This is a genomic window from Corynebacterium sp. ES2715-CONJ3 (assembly GCF_024814365.1).
Taxonomy (GTDB): Bacteria; Actinomycetota; Actinomycetes; order Mycobacteriales; family Mycobacteriaceae; genus Corynebacterium.
The window spans coordinates 357,672-376,193 of record NZ_JANUXS010000002.1; the positions used below are offsets into that span (position 1 = coordinate 357,672).

Below are 18,522 nucleotides of genomic sequence, written 5' to 3' on the forward strand. Positions count from 1 at the left end.
TTCAGTTCCGGGACGGCCTAGGCGCCTTTCTTCATCTTATCCGCTGCGCACTCTATCGTGCTCCTGGGGGAGTAGATCCGTGGTCTGTGGTGGCGCAGGGACCTACAGGTGGAAGGGAGATCTGCTTTACCTCATCTGCCGTTTCTCCTCGATCTCCACTAAAGTGGGAAAGCACTTCCCTTATCATCAAAGTTTCTACAGAATTGAGGAGATGGCGTTGGCCAATCGCCTACTGTCCACCCCACGTTCGGGGCGCCCACCAAAAATCCTGACGACCTTGCTCATCATTGGTACATTGTTGAGCATTTTGATCCCTATTACGGTCACCTTCTATGCCGACTGGCTGTGGTTCGGGGCTATCGACTTCCGCAGTGTGTTCAATAAAGTTGTCCTGACGAGAATCGCTTTATTTTTTGCCTTCGGTCTCCTAGCAGCTTTATTCGTAGGAGCTACCTTATTAATTACTTACAAATCCCGAGCCCACGAGAATTTACTTTTCGTCGACGATGCTGTTGCGGAGGCGCGACGGCAACTTGAACAGTTCGTTGCTAAGCGCGGATTTGTGCTCCCCCTGGCATTCGGAGTTTTTGCTGGTTTTATCGGTCAGCAGCAGTGGCGAGTTGTGCAACTTTTCCTTAACCGCCAAAGCTTTGGAGTTACCGATCCGCAATTCGGCATGGACTTTGGCTTCTACGCATTTACCCTCCCCATGCTGCGGCTCATGCTAGGAACTGTGTCAATTCTGCTCGTTGTCTCGTTCTTCCTCGCCTTGATCGGGCACTACCTCTTCGGGGGAATCCGTCTGGCTAACTCCCAAACAGGAGCCCCGGGAGTCGTCACCATGGGGGCTCGCATCCAGCTGGGGATTACAGCTGGTCTGTATATGATCCTGCGCGCACTGGGCTATTATCTGGATCGATTTGATCTGTTGAATAATTCCAATGAAACCTTCACGGGCGCGTCGTATACCGATGTTCATGCGGTACTTCCCGCCAAGATCATCTTAATGGTCATAGCAGTGCTGGTAGCTGCCTCATTCTTCTCCGTTATTTTCCTCAAGGATTTGCGTATTCCAGCGGTCTCGACAGTCCTCATGCTGCTGTCCGCCCTTGTTATCGGCAGCGCCTGGCCACTGATGTTAGAAAAGTTCTCGGTGACCCCAAACCGCGCTGAAAAAGAATCAGAATATATTGGTCGCAATATTGAGGCCACCCGCTACGCCTACGGGCTCACCGATGAACAAGTGGACTATAAGCTCGATTGGGGCGCAGAACGCGCCAGTGAAGAAGTAGTCGCGTCCGACTCAGCGACGGTGTCCAATATTCGTTTGCTGGATCCAGAGATCCTCTCTCCAACATTCACGCAAAATAAGCAGCTCAAAAACTTCTACGGATTCCCTGAGTCATTGGCGATGGACCGCTATGTCATCGATGGTGAGTTACGTGACTTCGTGGTGGCTGCCCGCGAGATCGATCCCAACTCGCTGCGCGAAAACCAGCGAAACTGGATCAACCGACACACTGTGTATACTCACGGCAATGGTTTCGTGGCCGCGCGCGCAAATAAGGTTGATGAGGTCGCCCGCGACGTGGGATCAACTCGTGGTGGGTATCCCGTTTATACCGTCTCGGATCTTCAGACAACAGACGAGGATGCCAAGAAACTTGGCATTGTGGTCGATGAACCCCGGATCTACTACGGCCCACTAATTGCATCTGCGGTCGATGGGGCTGATTACGCGGTGGTCGGATCAAATTCGGATACGGCTGTGGAATACGATACGGACAACTCCACTTATACCTATCAGGGCAAGGGTGGAGTAGGCATTGGTAATTACTTCAACCGAGGTGTATTTGCGGCGCGGTACGGGGAAATCAATATCCTGTTGTCTGAACGCGTCAATGAGAATTCCAAGATTCTCTTTGATCGAGATCCGCGCCAGCGCGTACACAAGGTAGCACCGTGGATGAGCACCGATTCCACTACCTACCCGGCGGTTATCGACGGTCGCATCAAGTGGATTGTTGACGGCTATACAACTCTGCGCTCGCTTCCTTATGCGCAGCGCGTGAGCATGTCGCTGACCACGCAAGATACCACCGCCGGAGTGGGAGCGGACAACCGCGCGATTGTCAATGATGAGCTCGGTTATATCCGTAACTCCGTGAAGGCAGTCGTCGACGCCTATGATGGCTCAGTTGAGCTGTACGAATTTGATAAGAACGACCCTGTTCTAAAAGCCTGGGAAGGAGTATTCCCTGGCACCGTAAAGCCAAAGGAAGAGATCTCTGATGAACTCATGAGTCATATCCGCTATCCGCAGGATATGTTCAAGATTCAGCGCTCCATCCTTGCCCGCTACCATGTCAATGAGGCCCGCGAATTCTTTACCAATGACCGCTTCTGGTCCGTTCCCTCTGACCCATCCTCAGGTATTGACGGCAAGGCTCAGCCCCCGTTCTACGTGGTAGCTGCCGACGCTGAGACCGGTGAACCCTCCTTCCAGTTGATCACCCCATTCCGTGGTCTGAATCGCCAATACCTTGCTGCCCATATGGCGGCGAGCTCGGATCCTGAGAATTACGGCAAGATCACCGTCCGCGTATTGCCTACCAATACTCAGACACTCGGGCCCCAGCAGGCCCAAGACGTTCTGATGTCCTCTGACCAGGTGGCTCGTGACCAGTCGTTGTGGAAGGCTACTACCGAGCTTAAGAATGGAAATCTTCTCACTTTGCCCGTGGGTGGTAGCGAGATCCTATACGTAGAGCCCATCTACGCTCAGCGCAAGGGGCAAGAAGACTCCGCCTTCCCCAAGTTGTTGCGCGTACTCGTCAGTTATAACGGCCAGGTAGGTTATGCCCCGACAGTCTCTGAGGCACTCGCACAGGTTGGAATCAACCCACGTGAGGCTCAAGATATCGACCAAGCAAAAACTCTTAAGACGCCGACGGGTAAGGCACCCATAACGGAGACACCCGTCGAGGGTGACGGTGAAGAGACTAGCGGTGAAGGGGTGGCTGAAAAGCCAGTACTAGGAGCTGCTAATGCTTCGGAAGCAATCACAGCGATCAACGAGGCTCTGAGCCGACTCGAGGCGGCTCGTGACGGGTCCTTCGAAGAATACGGACGGGCTCTTGATCAGTTAGATCAGGCTGTAGCTGCCTACCAAGCCCTGAACAACTAGGAGCCGATCCCCAGTACTCTTTTGCTGCCATGAGGTGGAAGGTACTGGGGATTTGTCTTTGCGCGCATGATCTGGGTATAGTTGTTTCTCGTTGCGGAGATCAGATATGATCTAAGCAATTCGGCGCGGGGTGGAGCAGCTCGGTAGCTCGCTGGGCTCATAACCCAGAGGTCGTAGGTTCAAATCCTGCCCCCGCTACTATAGAAAACCCTCGCCAGGCCCATAGCCTGGCGAGGGTTTATTTTTTGCTTCGGAAGTGCTGGTAGGGGTTTTCACTTTTTCAACCCCGAAAATGGCGAATGTCGCTTAAGAAGTCGCTTTAGCAGGCCCACTCCACCCTTCGCAAGAGTCTAATGGATTTTGAATTGAAACCGGGGGATGTGACTCTTGGGGCGATATTTTTTGCGTTCAATGATCGACTGCGCAATCTCAAGCGCTTGTTCGTGAGATTCACACATCGCTTCGTAGTCTGCTTCGCTAGTACCGCCAAGCTGTGCGTCTCAAGATGGCGAAGACACCTTTCGGGAGATAGACGGGCTCCACACAGGGGCCTGTCGACAGCTATTCCAGCCTGGAAGGCACACCAGGCACATCTACGACTTCTGTGCCTATTACTACCTACGTCGAGCTGATATCGAATCTCCCCGGCAATCTTGGCTTCTACCCACACGAATCCTTGGTCATTGCTAGCCTTGTCGAAGTAACGCCAGGGCGCTCTGTCCTGGGCTCGGTCCTGCGCACAGACCTTGGAGAACAGGGAGCCTCGCTGCGTCACAGCCTCGACTACGACCTCGATGGAATAGGCGAGTTGCTGGAAGCTCACAATGTTGTTGCCACAGTGCTCGTTGCGGTCACCGAGTAGCAGGAGCCTGCGCTCTCGCACGTGACCGGGGCGGTGCTCGACCACCGCAGTCTCTTCAAGCCACTGGGCTTGCTGTCCATCGACGAGCTTCCATACAGGTGCCGAGTGGCGGCTCGTGCACTCGCACCACGATCATTACGGCGTCGATCACGGCACTGTCGGTGAGATCGTTGCAGCTCCTGCCACCCGCGGGGCCTTCGAGTGCACCGGTCACCAGCCAGCGTCGAGTATCTACAACAGCGCCTCGACACCACCAACTCACGCCAGGATGACCTTCAACTACTGGACATCTTCTGCGAGCCTTGGTCCTCGAGGGAGACGGCCCGAGTCTCAACCGTGGCGTTCAGTTGCAATCATGGCAGGGGAGCGGCTACATTGCAGGGGGCTTGGCGACGAAACTCGGAAAAGGGGCGGCCTTAAAGATCTACTTTAAGATCTATCTATGCTAAACTGCTAGCCATGGCTGAACCGCTGAGAGAAAATCTCGATATCGCGCCGCTGCCCAACGTGGTAGGTGGCTTTCAAACCATACTTGCCGACCCACCCTGGCGCTTTACTAACCGTACCGGAAAAGTGGCGCCAGAGCACCGTCGACTCGATCGTTACTCCACGCTATCACTGGACGAGATCAAGTCTCTGCCTGTCAGTGACGTGACTGCGGAGAACGCTCATCTGTACTTGTGGGTACCCAACGCTTTACTCCTAGACGGTCTAGCCGTCATGGAGGCCTGGGGCTTTCGCTATGTCTCCAACATCATATGGGCCAAGCGTCGCAAGGACGGTGGCCCCGATGGACGGGGAGTGGGCTTCTACTTTCGCAACGTCACAGAAATCATCTTGTTCGGTGTCAAAGGCAAGATGCGCACACTTGCTCCCGCGCGCAGCCAGGTCAACATGATCGAGACACGCAAGCGTGAGCACTCGCGTAAGCCTGACGAACAGTACGACCTGATTGAGTCCTGCTCGCCAGGACCATACCTGGAGCTTTTCGCACGCCACGAGCGCCCAGGCTGGGTTGTGTGGGGTGACGAGTCAGAGGGTGAGGTCAGAGGCAAGGTGCACCGCAATTACCGAGGCGGAGAAATCTTCCCACCTTTGACCTCGCACCAGCGACTGACTGACGAAGTAGCTGACAGTCTCGCAGCTAAGCTCGCCACCTTGTACAAGGAAGGCAATTCGGTTCGTGACCTAGCATCCATCTCGGGCTATTCCATCCAGCGGGTATATTTGCTGCTAGAGCGAGTTGATGTCGAACTGCGCGAGCGAGGCGCTAAGAAACGTTAGGACCCATATACGGCTGCTTATTCCAGGCATTACGACCGACACCGACGATCAGCAGGGGGCACGTGCCATTGACACCGCGCCGCATACGCAGCGCTGCCTTCTCGAACGTCGTGGTGGTCGTAGTGCCCAGGTCGATAGGCGACTTCAACACCTGTTCGTCGTCGGGTGCCTGGGAGTTCCATTCTGCGAGCAGCTCGTCACGCAATAAGCGCTGCTGCTCCAACTCCTTGGTGATAATCACCGCACCTGAGAGCACACCCGCCTCGTACCAGGTTCGATAGGCCGTCATGTCACGATCAAGGTTGCCGTCCTTAGCGTTCCATTCGACATCGACGGCGACGCGTCCTTTGAAGTTATCGACCAGGTAGCCCTCTTGATACTGGGTTTCGAAAGTGTACATGATTTCGCTCTTTTTATTGAGGAGGTACCCCTTTGTTTCGATATCAAGACGGCGTTCCGCCCAGCCTCGCTTGTCAAACAAGCCATCGAGTTCTTTGGCGACGTCACCACGATTACCACCGGCTTTGAGCCATGTCTGCGGGTTGAGCTCAAATTCATCCAGTGCAGAGAGAATATCCGACCACTCATCGGGACTGACAACACTTAAGACGGCAGCGGCTGATCCGGATTCGAGAAATCGGTACTTGCCTCGAATCTCTGGTGGCATGACATCGTTATCCGCATAGCTTTCTGATAAAAACATACACTCAGTATCGCACGTTTGACGGGGTGGGAGACTCCGCAACCCCCACATGCCAATGCAGGCCAATTAATGCCCCCGGCAGGGTAGAGGCCCAGTAGACGGCTGCGAAGCCGCCAGGCGGGCCACCAGCTACTGAACGTAGCCAAATTGTCGAACTTGGGCTTGGTCTCACTCCTTATCGACCAAACCACTTGCGGTAATCCTCAACAGGCCACCGCGTGCCCACCCGCACAGCAGCACCAGTGATAGCCGCAATCACCGAGAACATCAGCGCTATCGCACCAAAACCCCAGCCCGCCATGCCTTAGCTGACCAGGCCCGCTCCCACATCTCAGGAACAGCCACAGTGATGCCAAGTAACGACGAACCGATCCACAAACCACCAGCGCCCACAATCACACGCACTGCGATCACAGCAACCAGATTCACCAGCGACACCACACCCACAGTGTGGTCGTTTAGTCGTTCATCAAGCCGGTCCACCTCACTCACGGTGTGTTCCGCGGCCTCCTCTAAACTATTGCGCTACGAGCAACCTCTTCGACGCCACTATCAACCATCTCCTTAATCGAGCGCTCATAAATGATAAAAGTCTGGTTGAGCTTCGTCTCTACTAGGTCGAGAACCATCGGGTTCAAACGCTTATCGATGCTGTCGCTCAACCTTTCGATCGCATCGTCGCTGAGACTCAGCGGCCTTTCGACGAGCTCCAAAACGACCTTGATCAGTTTGCCCATTGATTCCAATGGCCTCACTATCCCGGTCACCGACTTCTGAAGACCCTCGTGCTGCTCCAGAATCACGGCCCGAAGCGCTGTGGCGATCTCCGCCATCGCTTTCATTGAGTTGACCGCCTGAGCCATCGCCTCCTTGTATTCCACCGTTCCCACGGTTGAATGCCGCAAGGCGTCCATTTGTTTTTTCAAGCCAGTCAGTTCCTGCTGATAGGTCTGCAACTGCTAGGGCAGGTCGTCGGGAATCTCTGTCTGGGAGGATTTTACCTCCTCCACCGACTCGGAGAGTTCCCTCATCTATGACGCCAGCTTGTTCGCCAGCCCCGCGTTGTACATTGGCATCAGCGCCTGTCCGTGTTCCTTCATCGGCTCCTCGTCGTCCTTCTTTACCGACATTGAGTAGTCCATCCCTTTCGACCGCGTCGAGTTTCATCCGTCGTGTATTCGTAGCCACTGTCTTCGTGCCCCATTTCTTCCAATAGTTTTTCTGCGTGTAATAAGTGCAACTGGACGCGAAACCCATCCAGCGTGTAATCAGCACCAAGCCGAGACCCAGCAGTAGCGGCCCTAGACGCGCCTTTACCGTCTCGCCCCGGCACTCGTATTTCCTTGCCGACGTCGCTAACCAACGCGAACGACGAGCGTTCTCTCTTGCGCTTGCCACGCCCCTTGCGTGAGAAGGACAAGTTGTATTTAGGGGCGATCTCCTCCATCACGTCGAGGGCAGGCTCAACCCCATTCCCGCCGTCGACATCAACCGCAGCCACGACGCGAGGGTCCAGCATCAAGTCCTCAGTCTGAGCACGCGCAAACTCGCGCCAGTTCTCACGAGTCAGTTCATCCAAAGCCAGACCAGAACCAGTGCTCTCACGCCCCTGAGATTGAGCCAGCCGCTCCTCACGCGAGTACGACACCGGATGCTGTCTCAGCACCTCAAGACCGAATGACTCCATTACCTCGTCGTTAGCAACCCGGACTCGCCAAGCATTACCGGCTTCCTTAGGAGCAGCACGACCACTGTCACGGTCGTGATTAGCGATAATGATATGGTAATGGACGTGCGCTTTATCAGTGTGCGTCGCGACCACCACGTCTCAGCCAGGGGCAATCTTCGAAGCCAGAGTCACACCCGCCGTATGAGCCTTCTCCACGTCTATGACGTTGACAGCATCCAGTTCGCTAGGACTGAACGACTGGATGATGTTAAGAGTCTCGTCACGACGCTGCGGAGTACTCCGCACCTGCCCGCGTGTCTCCACCGCCCACGCAACCGGGTTACTCCCACGAGGGCTAACAACCGACAACGCCGAGGCGCGAACCGTGCCGTCTTTCATTGCGGTTTTAGTACCCTACACGGCGTAGATCACCGACGCAGCAGCATCCTTCGAGCACTGCACTTTACTGACCGACGTGATCGACCATCTCCTTGAAGTGATAGACAAGCCCGGCAATCACTTGAAGAACCGTGCTCAATCCGGGCAAGTCGTTCTCAGTCCAGCCTTTCACGTGCCACATGCGCACAATTTGATTCACGTTTACACTCACGCGACGCACCTCCGCCACCATGCGGTCGAGCGAATTCCTCATCTCGACCACATCGCGTGGAACCAGAGCTACTACCGCGCGCTCAGCTGTACCGACTAGCAACCTCTTCGATAGAGCAAGGATTGCCAGCCGTACAGCCTCGCTATGCATTGGCACCTCGCAGCGCAGTCACTAGGAGGGGCCAGCATCACCCTTGTCAGACAATCGGCCCTGGCGGGCCTCGTCTGCCTACGGGTAGCTGGCCAGGGGCGCTGACCGCCCGCTAGAACCCCTGGCCCCCACTGACTTCGCCGGTGACATCAGCGCCGTACTCGCTCTCGCGAGCCTCCGACAGCTGGGTGGCTCCTCGCCATCTGAACCACCGACGACAGCAGTCGCGTTATCAGATGACTCGTCACTACCGACCCCATCACCAACCATCATCGAGTAGAACTCTTCAACGGTGAGGTCGATATGGTCAGCCCACTTGGACCGCGAATTGGTCACCGCCAAGCGGACAGCTTCACCAAGCACACGGTCAGCCTCTCGCTCGACTTCGAGCAACTCAGCCTCGATAGCCGCGAAACGATCTTGCACCTTCTGAGCACGATTAACGGCACGCGCAACCCTGTTGTTCTTAGACACTGCTAAAACTCCATTTCTGACTTGTCTTGAGTTGGTTGAGAAGAAAAAGCACGTTAAGACACACGGGGTGTCGGTCGCTTACGAGCGCGGACAGAACGACGAGCCGCCTCGCGCTTTTGTCGTTCGGACAACTCAGCCTCACGATGCCGCTAGTGAACATCCATCACAGAGTCGACAACCTTCTTCAGGTCCTCGACTTCCACAGGGGAGTAAGCCGGACCGGAAGGCTGCGACATCATCGCATCGAGGACAGCACGAGCCGGAGCAGGATCGGGCCAATCAGCCGCAGCAACTGCACCCGCCAAACCAACGAGGACAACCAGCCGATCTTTTGAGACACAGGGACAGTCACATCAAGACGATCAACAGTAACGAGACCAGCCTTGTGCGCAGCTACGACCTCAATAAGGAACGCCCCGCCTCCGGTACGGATGCGCCGACCACGAGAAGACTCAAATCGCTTAAACCACGTCTCCCAGTCGCACCCAGTACACAGGCAACCGCTCGAACGCTTGTCGCTCGTTGTCCCATAACGAACAAGCTGCATGTGGCTAGCCACCCTACGAGCTCGTTCATAGTCATCCACAGAGTCCTATGCACGCGTCTTGAAGCCAGCCATCTCTTAGCCGTCGACGACATCGACGCGCAGAGTCCCGTGCATCGGCTCACGCTTAAGATAGAAGGCAATCGTTGACACCTCAGGCCTCCGCTGCGACGGCATGAAATCCAGACGATTCTTTGAGCGCGACAACTCACGGAACGTAGGGAAAGCGGTAAACGGATTCGGGACCCTGCCCTCACGCGCAAGGGCAGTAGTACGTAACCATTGACGCTCTTCCACGGAGTCGCGTTCGATACCCTCAGGCACCTTCAACCCAGCCTTCGCCAACACACCATGATCGAGGAGCGACACATTGCCGCGCGTGGAGAAGTTCACCAAGTCATTCTGATGATGCTTAATCTCCCACACCGTGGAGTCACCAGAGAGCGCCTGACGAAGATCGCGGAAAACGCCAGCAATACTAAGGCAGTCGTAATCCTCGATGTCCGCGACCTCGGTGATGAAGCCATCCGTGGCGACGGAGAGGATCTCAATGGTATTTGCCATTGCGAGAAGCAGTGCACGCACCAGGGAGGTTGTCATCGACGCATGGTAGGGGGAGGTGACCGACGAGCCGCCAATTGACTGCATCTCTTCCCGCCAAGAGTCCCAGCCTTTACGCTCCGCGATATCCTGGGCGAGCTTCCCATACACAGAGTTAGTCGCTACCTTGACCGTCTGCTCTTCGAGAGACTTCTTACCAAAGAACCGCTTAACAGTTGCGCGGTCTTCAACTACCTGCTTAAGAGCAGAACGTAGAGACATCGACGGCTTACCATCAGCGGTATCCAGCAGTCTCATGCGGTAGCCGATTTGCACTCTGACAGTCGCACCGAGTTTCAACGCAAGGTACAACTCAGGACCAGCACACCACGCCCCATGGAACCCCTTGTACTCACCCACGTCATCACCCTGCGCAGCACCAGCCCATTTCAACGTGCGTGGATAGATCACAGAGTCACCGATAACCACAGGTAGACAGGGCGCAGTCACATCTTCAGGGAAGTCCCACGAGACAAAGGCAACCAATGGCGTAGTCGGATCTCGCGGGAAATCGTCGATGATCAGCTTGCGATCTTTGACGACTTCATCGATAGACCCGCCTACGTAACCCACATCCACGACGGACGCCATCGCAGACGTATAAGCGGATTGAATATCGTGGTCATAGGTCTGATACGGAGGGTCACCAGGCGATAAACACCCATTCCACCCGCCGTGAAAGGCCTTCTTCCATGCAGTATGCGATTGGTAAGCGTCGCCATCTACCGGGATCAGATCACGAGTGGCGTAGTAGGAAAGCTCGTCGCTATCGTCGCCCACCTCTGGATCAGTCTTCTTCACCAGCCCACGGAAGTGCATCAGGAAAGCGGTGTTGCCCTCCAACCCCATGTACCGCATCACACCACTACGAACAGCGCTCGCACCAACTCCCGCGAGTGTGACCGGGGGCGTGGCATTCAACCCCCACAAAATCGCTAGATACTCCACGACAATCACTGCGTCATTGACGCCATAGTCGAGGAAATGGGGCAGATCATCGCGACGCAATGCGGTCATATCTTCAATGGAGTTACCCACGTCGAGCTTTGGCACACCACAAGAGTCACCAAGCGCCCTAAGCGACTTGTGACCGGCAGCAGCCTGCCCCATCGTGTCACGAACAGTCGCGGTGGAAGGCAACCAGCGGTACCCATTCGATCCCTTACCTGACTTACGCATAAAACGCGCAGATTGTAGGGAGACCAGCCTACCCGACGCAGAAGTCACTCGATGGGCAACGTCGTTGTACTTACTGCTACCAGAACGCTGTACCGGTGGGCGGCGAAACGCAGTGAGATCGGCGTTTGCGAAGTGACACGCCGTGGTGGGAGGCATCGTCCGCTTAAACACCTCATCACGGGTACGGACGTATTCGAACTTATCATTCTCGTCGTCACGCCGTGCGTCATACACCAGCACACCACGGGGATCGAGCTCACCATCATTCTTGTGACTATGGGCAAGAAAATGCAGGCCAGCGGCCAAACTGACGATGTGGAGCGCATCCTCAAAGTAAATGCGATTACCCTCGAGAAGCAGGATTAACACCTCCACCAGGAAGTTATCATCACCAGGGTCAGTACAAGCGAGTTGGCAGCTGCCAATGATGCGCTTCCAAGGGACATCCGCATCGTCGTAAGTGAACTCCGTATCGAAGCCAACCACATGGGCACGATGACCGGTACCCATCCAGCGAACCGTGGGCAACACGCCGAACTCAACCGACTCATAGTTATCGGTAGTTCCTTCGGCACCGAGCGCTTCAATAGCGACCCCGGAACCACCACCCGCAACCAGTGCGGAGGCGCCGTTTGGTGTTGCCGCGATGGCCTGACCTGCGTTCAGGCCATCGCGGCTCTCCCCTAGGGATTTTTGGCCGAATTTTTTTCCGAATGGATTGACCTGCGGTTATATCCTCGATGTTCGAAGAATCCAGGGCTAAGGTCTCTGAGACCTTAGCCATCAAACGAGCTCTTCGACGGATTGCAACCGCGAAATAGGAAGGGACGGAACGGCCAGCAACATCTACAGATACATCGACTAGACGGACCGCCCAGTCAGTGCCTACAACGCCACCTTCGATGCGCTGATACTCACGACAGACATCACTGGGATCTTGTACGGGGGAGACATCAATGGACCAAGGGGTATTGACAGGGCTCACAGCGCTACACTCCCTTCGATAGGGGATGCATCTTGAAAAGCGACCAGTGCACTGTAGCCGTAACGAATACTACCGCCGATACTGCTGAAAGCGGGACCGATCTTCGCTGATCGCCAATTTGCGAGCGTCTTTGGTGCGAACCCCAGGAGAGCCGATGCTTGCCGGGGTGTCAACCAAGGATCGAGGGCAGGGTCAAACGTAATGACCGAACCAGACATAGAAAAACCTCGTCTTCGAGACATGCCTTAAAGGCATGGCATTGCCGAAAGAGATTTTCTTAGCCAAATTGTTATCTGGTATCGAGGCGGAGTATTTGTGACACAGTACCACCAGGACGATTAGAAGTGTAGAGGTGGGAATCTGCGGATGTCAACGGGAAATGCTAGGATATATGTGAAACGTCATCACAATTACAACTCCAAGAACCCGCACGTAGGCGTTCGCGATAAGTTTGGAAGTAGAGTCGCCACTTCTGGGTAGCTAAGAATCGGTGGCCAGGCGGAATCTTGAAGTGTGTCCGACACGTCCACCGATCGCTGGGTCATCACGTGATCGTACGCGTCATACTCGTAGGAAGAGAGCGCGTCCCGGAGGGTGGCCCTTAATATCCCGCATCCCCTCGTAGTCGGCGGTTTGATGTAGGTCAGTCTGAGACGCGTTAATGATCCGACGGCATAGATTTCGCCGCCCCTTAGCCATCTTTAATTCTTCGCGGTTTCCATCGCTATGTGCAGTCTTTACAGCCTGCTTGTACTGTTCTGCGCGCTCGCGCAACAGTCGTATATCACGAATCATGGCCCTTCCGCGCGCCACCTGGATGGTTTCAAAGTCACGCCGTCCGCGAACGGCGCGAGCAGCGTCATCGCGGTCCTAGACTGTCCAAATACTCAAGTTCTGCATGTGATTTGCGTTACCACATTAGAGCCAATTACAAAATTGTCGCTGTAGTGATTTTTATGACGCAAGATACTGCTAAGTCCAAGGCGGCAAGAACACGTCTTGCCCCAGGTGAAAATTCGGTTGAACGTGTGGCGGATGCGCTGCCATCAAAAGGGCCTTATCAAGCAGACGTGAGTGTACGTCTCTGGGATGGGAAGCTCAAGCGCTTTAGGGTTAGAGCCAAGACCAAGGCTGAATTTCGACACTCAGGATCAGCTAAGTGTAAAGAAGCCTTGCGGTCCGGCTTCTCTTCTTGGTCCAAGGGAAATCAAATAGATGAGTACATAGAAAAGGTGGCCCACCCAGCCATTGAAGCAGCTCGCTTGCGGGACAACACGAAATCTCGCTATTTACTCGCCTTATCCCAAGTCCGTAGCCAGCTCAAAGGATATGCGATAGGCGATGCCATCAAATTCCGCACCCTCGAAAGAGCACTGTTAGAGATCGCGGAAAAGCACGGATCAGAAAGCGCCCGCCAAGCTCGAACGGTTCTCCCCAAATATCTGCTTGACCAGCTAATTCGAGAAGAATTTCTAGAGCACAACCCGTTGCGGGGTATCTCGGTCGACCTAGGAACCGTGAAAAAGGGTAATAAGGCCTCCGGTGGCAAAGCTCTATCCTCACGCGAATATGACGCTATTGTGGAGCACCTGATTGAAAGGGATGTCGAACGCCCACTTCCGCCGGGTACGGACAGGAGAGGTACTTCTATTGCAAAACATGCCAATGTCGTTGCTCTAGCGCTCCTCCAGGCTGGTACGGGTCTTCGGGTCAGCGAGGCGCTCACACTTACGCGCCGTGATGTCGTTGATGCCGATCAAGCACTGGTGGTAGCAGTGGACAAAGATGTAAGCAAGACTCACCGGGCGCGAGTCGTTCCCATTCTCGATAATCGTGTCGAATCCTGGTGGCGCGCCCGGCTGGTAGACCTGGGGACTAACCAGTCGACACCGCTCATCCCGTCTCCAGGTGACGAGCGGAAACGCTGGCGAACGGACAATGCCGTAAAGGCGAGCGCCAATCTTTATAAGGATGTGGGCCGTGTGCTTGGCAATGCAGAAATTGCTTCGATGCGTTCCCATGCGTGGAGAACGATTCTGAATAACTGAGCCATTGCAGACAGGGTAAGCCCTGATCTACGAGCGGCCCTTTTTGTCACGATGTTCAGATGAACGAGAAGGCCCATACAGACCTCACCTACATTGAGGCGATGACTAGAGCGTTGAAGCGCGGCAAGTAAGGATGTCGCTTTAGATGTCGCTTTACGCGCGGGAACCTCCGGGAAGATGTGGGAACATAAAACCAGGTGACATTGCTGGTCAACGTTGGATAACCTCTAATGGCACGAATCCGTACCCATAACCCAGAGGTTGTAGGTTCAAATCCTGCCTCACTACTAATGATGGTAGGGCTCCCTTTTTTTGGAGGGGGACTTACCATCATTAAGAGTCATGGTGACCGTCTGTTTCCTGCTGAGCCTTTCGTCATAGGTAGCCGCAACTCCATTGATGGCAGACCATGGTGTTATCTTGCCGACTAAGTAAGTAGGTAGATGGCTGCGGACGTTCTCATACCGCACGCAGTTTTTACTCATACAGGTCGCGCCCTGGAAACGTGGTAGGAAAGCGCAGGTGAAGGTGTAACCTTCGGCTAGGTCTTCTTAATGAAACTGCCGTGTAGCTCCCATTCTTCTCGTAGTCAAAACGCGGCGCTGCTGCGATCGAGACACTCGGAGCTATGTAGCTTCAACAAATCTCACCGTAATCGACAGCGGCAACCTTGAAAATCTTGGTAAGTGCTGGATCCAGCAAAGCTAGTTAGGGTTACCTTAGCAAAATCGGACATATGTGTGTATCTTGTAGTAATGCACCCTTTCTTAAGGGTGTGCTCTCGCGAAAAAAATGAACGTCGTGGGATCATGCAACGAAAGGACATTCATGAAGAAAGCGGTGCTTAATAGCATCTTAAGTCTCGCGGTTGTGAGCTCTCTGGCAGCTGGCACGATAAGTCAACCTGCCCTGGCTCAGCCCCTCGACTACACGGTAGCCCAGGCTCGGGGTGGGTCCACGATTCCGAATGAGTTTCTCATTGAGCCCAAGTCGGATTCGGCGTCTTATACTGCTGCTTTTGAGCTATACGACCAAATTTACAAAGCTCGCTCGTACTACTCCGAAGGTGCTCAGGCATTTTGGCTGCGTGAGGCGCCGAATGAGTGGGCTGGAAGATTCTATGCCAGGAACCAAACTTTGATCGCTCAGGCGGCACGCGAGATGATAATCCTGCAGGCGGAGAATTTCCAGGGAGCCCGCGATCTGGATGTGAGCTCGATCGGCGTAGATCCAGTAGTTGAGGCCTCAGCTGCTGAGATCATTGATCGAGCAATGGTACATTTCACCGAATTGAAAGCAACCTCCGATCGACAGCTGGATATCCAAAACCGTTTGGATAATCTAGGCCAGGCCAAGTCAGGCTTGAATAATTACAAGGGTGACGAGAAGTTCATCTTCCGCATTCCGAGTGCTGCAGTGGTTAATTGGGGCGTGCCGCAAAAGTACTTAGATTCAGGTCGAAGCCCGTTTACTCCCAGTGATTTTGCTGGTATCACGGTGACACAGGTCGCCTACTCGGCGACTGATCAGGCTCAGCAAGTCTCCCAAGAAGCGCTCGAAGCCGATGCCCTAACAAATGCAACCCCTCAGGGGCCCACGGCCACAGAGGTCGCGGCACCGCTGCAGAAGGCTCTTAATGATGTGGTCGACGGCGTGCTGGGATACAGCGGAAAGGTTCTCTTTGACGAGTGGATCAAGCTTGCCAAGATTGCTGATGATGCGGCTCGTCTCTTAGCGGAGGTTAATTCGCTAGAAAGGGCCAATAATGTGGCGGGCATCGAGGCCCAGACCGAGAGAGTTCGGCAATTAGAGTCCACGTTCATCCAGGCGTCGCAGGCTATTGACAAAGAACGGCAAGATCTCCTCACGGACCTTGCTTCAGCACTTGAGGCCGTGCGTACCCTTGATGATGCTGATTTAACTCAACAAGCTGAGGAACTGAAGGCGGACTTCGATAAGGCGAATAACTTTGCGATTAGTCCTGAGCTAAAGAAACGACTGAAGGAACTTCAATCTGAAATAGCCAAGCGATCAGGGATTAACCAAGATGATCAAGAGGCCCCCACTGATCAACCAACCCCACCTGCAGAGCAGACCCCAGAGAATCCAGCACCCCCCGCTGATCCGGGACAGCAGCCAGAACAGGATCCAGAAGCGTCTTCGCTGGGCGCGGGAGCAATTGCTGGGATCGTATTGGCGGTCGTTGCTGTTGTAGGCGGAATCATGGCGGCGCTATCTCATATGCTCCCGCAGTTAGGTGCGCTAGCTCAGACTTTAGGAATTCGCATCTAGGACATTTCTAGCATTCTATCTTGGGTGAAATGCCAAGAGGAGGCGAAGGCAACTACCGTAGCTCAATCGATGGTTGCCCTCGCCTCCCTTTTATTGGGGAAGTAGTTACCCCCAAGGCCTCACTTGTTTTGTTTATGTGGGCTTGTGGCGTGGTTATTCCCCCCCGTTATCTACCCCATCTTTCCCAATGAGAGGGCGATGCCGCGTAAGTACACGGGATTTTCCTCGGCAAGGATATCAATTTGTTCGATGGTGGATTGGGTAACGTTCTCATCGAGGGGCACTCGGATGGTTGCGAGTGAATAGCGGCCATTGTCATTGGCAGATTCTCGATTGCGCAACGCTGGATCCTCAGGATCAAGGGCGATAGCGTGGAGTGATCCATCAGCGAGGTGCAGGTTGAGATTCACCGTGGTGGGTTCGGTATACGAACCTGTTGGGGCAAGCGTGATAGCGAGGCTTCGAGCACCGCTTACTTTAGTTTGAGTGCTAGCTTTCGTCAGGCGGCTAACTCCAGTGAGGATATCTACCACTCCTTTATCAGCCATGGGGCACAGATCGTCCGGCTTGATAGGATTCATCGGATCCCCGATATGACAGGGGGTACTATCGCCACTAAATTCCGTGTGGTTGATAAAAGCTGCGGGCTCGGGGCTTAGAGCAAGCCACGTGATGGGAGTGTCCGCAACAGTTTCTGGTAACGGGGCTGAAGCGCTAAGAGGCAGGCTCGTGGGTTTACCGCGCAAGGTGGCATCGAAGAAGTCGATACTCATGGTGCTGAGGATTTCTTCGTGGGTGGGGGCATCTGCACAATTTGTGAGGTCACAGGCAGTGCGATCATCCATCTCAGCGGCAGCTGCGGTGCGGTTAATGAGCATATGGCCAAGTCCCGGGGCGTGAGCTGCTAGCGCAGGGGAGGTGCGGGGAGTATCGAGGTAGTGACCGAGCCAAAGGTTTGCTGACTTTCCCACATCTTGGTCCATATCGCCGCTCAGTGCGAGGTAGGGGATATCGCGGGGAGCTGGGTTAAGGGCTTCGAGATCATAGGTATCGTATGCGGGGGCATAGGCGAAAACCGATTTCAGAGATCTTCCACCCACCACGGTGGCAGCTGAATCTACGAGGCTTCCGGACCTTGAGTGAGCAAAAAAACCTACCGTAGACATATCGATTTTGTCGGTGAGATCTATACCGAATGTTTGGGTCTTTCCAGAATTATCTTCCCTAACTGCAGCGAGTAGCGCGCCCACGCTTCCTTCCCACATTGTGTTTTGGTCATAAGGTTCGGTGACATCGTAGCCGGAGAAGATGGCTCCGAGATCAGGAATGAGGGTGGCGTAGCCCTGTGAAGCATAGGCCTCACCAAGGTAGGTCATGCCGCGGTCAAATCTATGTTCATCCTCGCCTTGAGGGCAGGGAAACGCAAACGTGGATTCGCCGCAGTTAGGAGCCCGGAGGTGGCTGATAATAACCAAAGGAGCGGGCTCGGAGGTGGACGTCGGGGTCACTAGCACGCCTCGAATAGGTGCACTGTAACTTCCGACGGTGGTATTGCCGAGATCAACGTCGGAGATCGTGGCGTTAGTGGTGGAAGACTGTTGCACTTTGAGCGGAGCCCGTGGCCGGTCTGGGGCTGCGTGCGGTCCGTCTGGATCTGCGGTGTCCATGGTACTAGAGGCGATGGACGAGGGGTCGGTTGATGGTTCAGGGGGAGTGGTAGAGGCGCACCCTGAAAGGACGAGGCTAAGGGAGGCGCCAAGCGCTGCGAGTGGATATGTCGAGAGTTTCATAGTGCTCTATTTTAGGTTGACTGTTGTCGCTTTGATGATAGGCCTCAAGAGAATTGGCGTGATGTGGTACAAAAGTGCACCTAAACGCTGTTCAGTAACTGTGTGCTAGGACATAATTCACTGCGAGATTAGCCACAAATATACC

At 54.6% G+C, this 18,522-nt stretch carries 19 protein-coding genes and 1 tRNA gene; 7 read left to right on the forward strand and 13 right to left on the reverse strand.

The features are described 5' to 3' along the window. Positions 1-211: 211 nt before the first annotated feature. The 3 genes from NXT00_RS03855 to NXT00_RS03865 all read left to right on the forward strand — a co-directional run bounded on the left by NXT00_RS03855 (position 212) and on the right by NXT00_RS03865 (position 4,049). Positions 212-3,187 carry a UPF0182 family protein gene (locus NXT00_RS03855; RefSeq protein WP_259158125.1) on the forward strand — a complete coding sequence of 992 codons (2,976 nt, stop codon included), beginning with the start codon at positions 212-214 and terminating at the stop codon, positions 3,185-3,187. 124 nt (positions 3,188-3,311) lie between these two features. Further along, positions 3,312-3,385: transfer RNA gene (locus tag NXT00_RS03860), tRNA-Met, on the forward strand. A 406-nt stretch (positions 3,386-3,791) separates the two neighbouring features. Beyond that, positions 3,792-4,049, forward strand: coding sequence for a DUF4192 domain-containing protein (locus NXT00_RS03865; protein ID WP_259158127.1), 258 nt, complete (start codon positions 3,792-3,794; stop codon positions 4,047-4,049). A 55-nt stretch (positions 4,050-4,104) separates the two neighbouring features. Here NXT00_RS03865 and NXT00_RS03870 read toward each other — a convergent pair whose 3' ends face one another. After that, positions 4,105-4,311 carry a hypothetical protein gene (locus tag NXT00_RS03870; protein ID WP_259158129.1) on the reverse strand — a complete coding sequence of 69 codons (207 nt, stop codon included), beginning with the start codon at positions 4,309-4,311 and terminating at the stop codon, positions 4,105-4,107. 197 nt (positions 4,312-4,508) lie between these two features. Between NXT00_RS03870 and NXT00_RS03875 the strand changes: the two genes are divergently transcribed. Then, a complete protein-coding gene (locus NXT00_RS03875; RefSeq protein WP_259158131.1) occupies positions 4,509-5,333 on the forward strand; it encodes an MT-A70 family methyltransferase in 825 nt (274 codons plus the stop codon). On the opposite strand, the gene NXT00_RS03880 is transcribed toward NXT00_RS03875, so the two are convergent. The 9 genes from NXT00_RS03880 to NXT00_RS03920 all read right to left on the reverse strand — a co-directional run bounded on the left by NXT00_RS03880 (position 5,320) and on the right by NXT00_RS03920 (position 11,772). Then, positions 5,320-6,036: a BglII/BstYI family type II restriction endonuclease gene (locus NXT00_RS03880; protein WP_259158135.1), complete on the reverse strand. Its 717-nt coding sequence runs from the start codon at positions 6,034-6,036 to the stop codon at positions 5,320-5,322. The genes NXT00_RS03875 and NXT00_RS03880 overlap by 14 nt on opposite strands. A 273-nt stretch (positions 6,037-6,309) precedes the next feature. Then, a complete protein-coding gene (locus tag NXT00_RS03885; RefSeq protein WP_259158136.1) occupies positions 6,310-6,528 on the reverse strand; it encodes a hypothetical protein in 219 nt (72 codons plus the stop codon). 20 nt (positions 6,529-6,548) lie between these two features. After that, the gene (locus NXT00_RS03890) at positions 6,549-6,962 is read right to left on the reverse strand and encodes a hypothetical protein (protein ID WP_259158137.1); all 414 of its coding nucleotides are present in this window, start codon (positions 6,960-6,962) and stop codon (positions 6,549-6,551) included. 194 nt (positions 6,963-7,156) lie between these two features. Continuing rightward, the gene (locus NXT00_RS03895) at positions 7,157-7,861 is read right to left on the reverse strand and encodes a relaxase/mobilization nuclease domain-containing protein (RefSeq protein WP_259158139.1); all 705 of its coding nucleotides are present in this window, start codon (positions 7,859-7,861) and stop codon (positions 7,157-7,159) included. A 3-nt stretch (positions 7,862-7,864) separates the two neighbouring features. Then, positions 7,865-8,104, reverse strand: coding sequence for a relaxase/mobilization nuclease domain-containing protein (locus NXT00_RS03900; RefSeq protein WP_259158142.1), 240 nt, complete (start codon positions 8,102-8,104; stop codon positions 7,865-7,867). 64 nt (positions 8,105-8,168) lie between these two features. Beyond that, the gene (locus NXT00_RS03905) at positions 8,169-8,465 is read right to left on the reverse strand and encodes a hypothetical protein (RefSeq protein ID WP_259158144.1); all 297 of its coding nucleotides are present in this window, start codon (positions 8,463-8,465) and stop codon (positions 8,169-8,171) included. A 78-nt stretch (positions 8,466-8,543) separates the two neighbouring features. After that, complete coding sequence (locus tag NXT00_RS03910) at positions 8,544-8,939, reverse strand: hypothetical protein (protein ID WP_259158146.1); 396 nt, start codon at positions 8,937-8,939, stop codon at positions 8,544-8,546. Positions 8,940-9,174: 235 nt separating this feature from the next. Next, positions 9,175-9,486: a hypothetical protein gene (locus tag NXT00_RS03915; RefSeq protein ID WP_259158148.1), complete on the reverse strand. Its 312-nt coding sequence runs from the start codon at positions 9,484-9,486 to the stop codon at positions 9,175-9,177. A 75-nt stretch (positions 9,487-9,561) separates the two neighbouring features. Further along, positions 9,562-11,772 (reverse strand): hypothetical protein, encoded by a 2,211-nt coding sequence (locus tag NXT00_RS03920; protein ID WP_259158149.1) that lies wholly within the window; start codon positions 11,770-11,772, stop codon positions 9,562-9,564. Between NXT00_RS03920 and NXT00_RS03925 the strand changes: the two genes are divergently transcribed. Continuing rightward, on the forward strand, positions 11,758-11,949 hold the full coding sequence (locus tag NXT00_RS03925; RefSeq protein ID WP_259158151.1) for a hypothetical protein: 192 nt from the start codon (positions 11,758-11,760) through the stop codon (positions 11,947-11,949). The two genes, NXT00_RS03920 and NXT00_RS03925, sit on opposite strands and share 15 nt — an antisense overlap. Positions 11,950-12,243: 294 nt before the next feature. Here the strand turns inward: NXT00_RS03925 and NXT00_RS09450 are convergent, their stop codons facing one another. Both NXT00_RS09450 and NXT00_RS03930 read right to left on the reverse strand, forming a co-directional pair. Further along, positions 12,244-12,489: a helix-turn-helix domain-containing protein gene (locus tag NXT00_RS09450; protein ID WP_396124916.1), complete on the reverse strand. Its 246-nt coding sequence runs from the start codon at positions 12,487-12,489 to the stop codon at positions 12,244-12,246. 319 nt (positions 12,490-12,808) lie between these two features. Next, positions 12,809-13,042 (reverse strand): hypothetical protein, encoded by a 234-nt coding sequence (locus tag NXT00_RS03930; protein ID WP_259158152.1) that lies wholly within the window; start codon positions 13,040-13,042, stop codon positions 12,809-12,811. Positions 13,043-13,203: 161 nt separating this feature from the next. Between NXT00_RS03930 and NXT00_RS03935 the strand changes: the two genes are divergently transcribed. Beyond that, on the forward strand, positions 13,204-14,295 hold the full coding sequence (locus tag NXT00_RS03935) for a tyrosine-type recombinase/integrase (RefSeq protein WP_259158154.1): 1,092 nt from the start codon (positions 13,204-13,206) through the stop codon (positions 14,293-14,295). An 828-nt stretch (positions 14,296-15,123) separates the two neighbouring features. Beyond that, positions 15,124-16,587 carry a hypothetical protein gene (locus tag NXT00_RS03940; RefSeq protein ID WP_259158157.1) on the forward strand — a complete coding sequence of 488 codons (1,464 nt, stop codon included), beginning with the start codon at positions 15,124-15,126 and terminating at the stop codon, positions 16,585-16,587. A gap of 170 nt (positions 16,588-16,757) precedes the next feature. Here the strand turns inward: NXT00_RS03940 and NXT00_RS03945 are convergent, their stop codons facing one another. Continuing rightward, a complete protein-coding gene (locus NXT00_RS03945) occupies positions 16,758-18,377 on the reverse strand; it encodes a hypothetical protein (RefSeq protein WP_259158160.1) in 1,620 nt (539 codons plus the stop codon). Positions 18,378-18,522 lie beyond the last annotated feature (145 nt).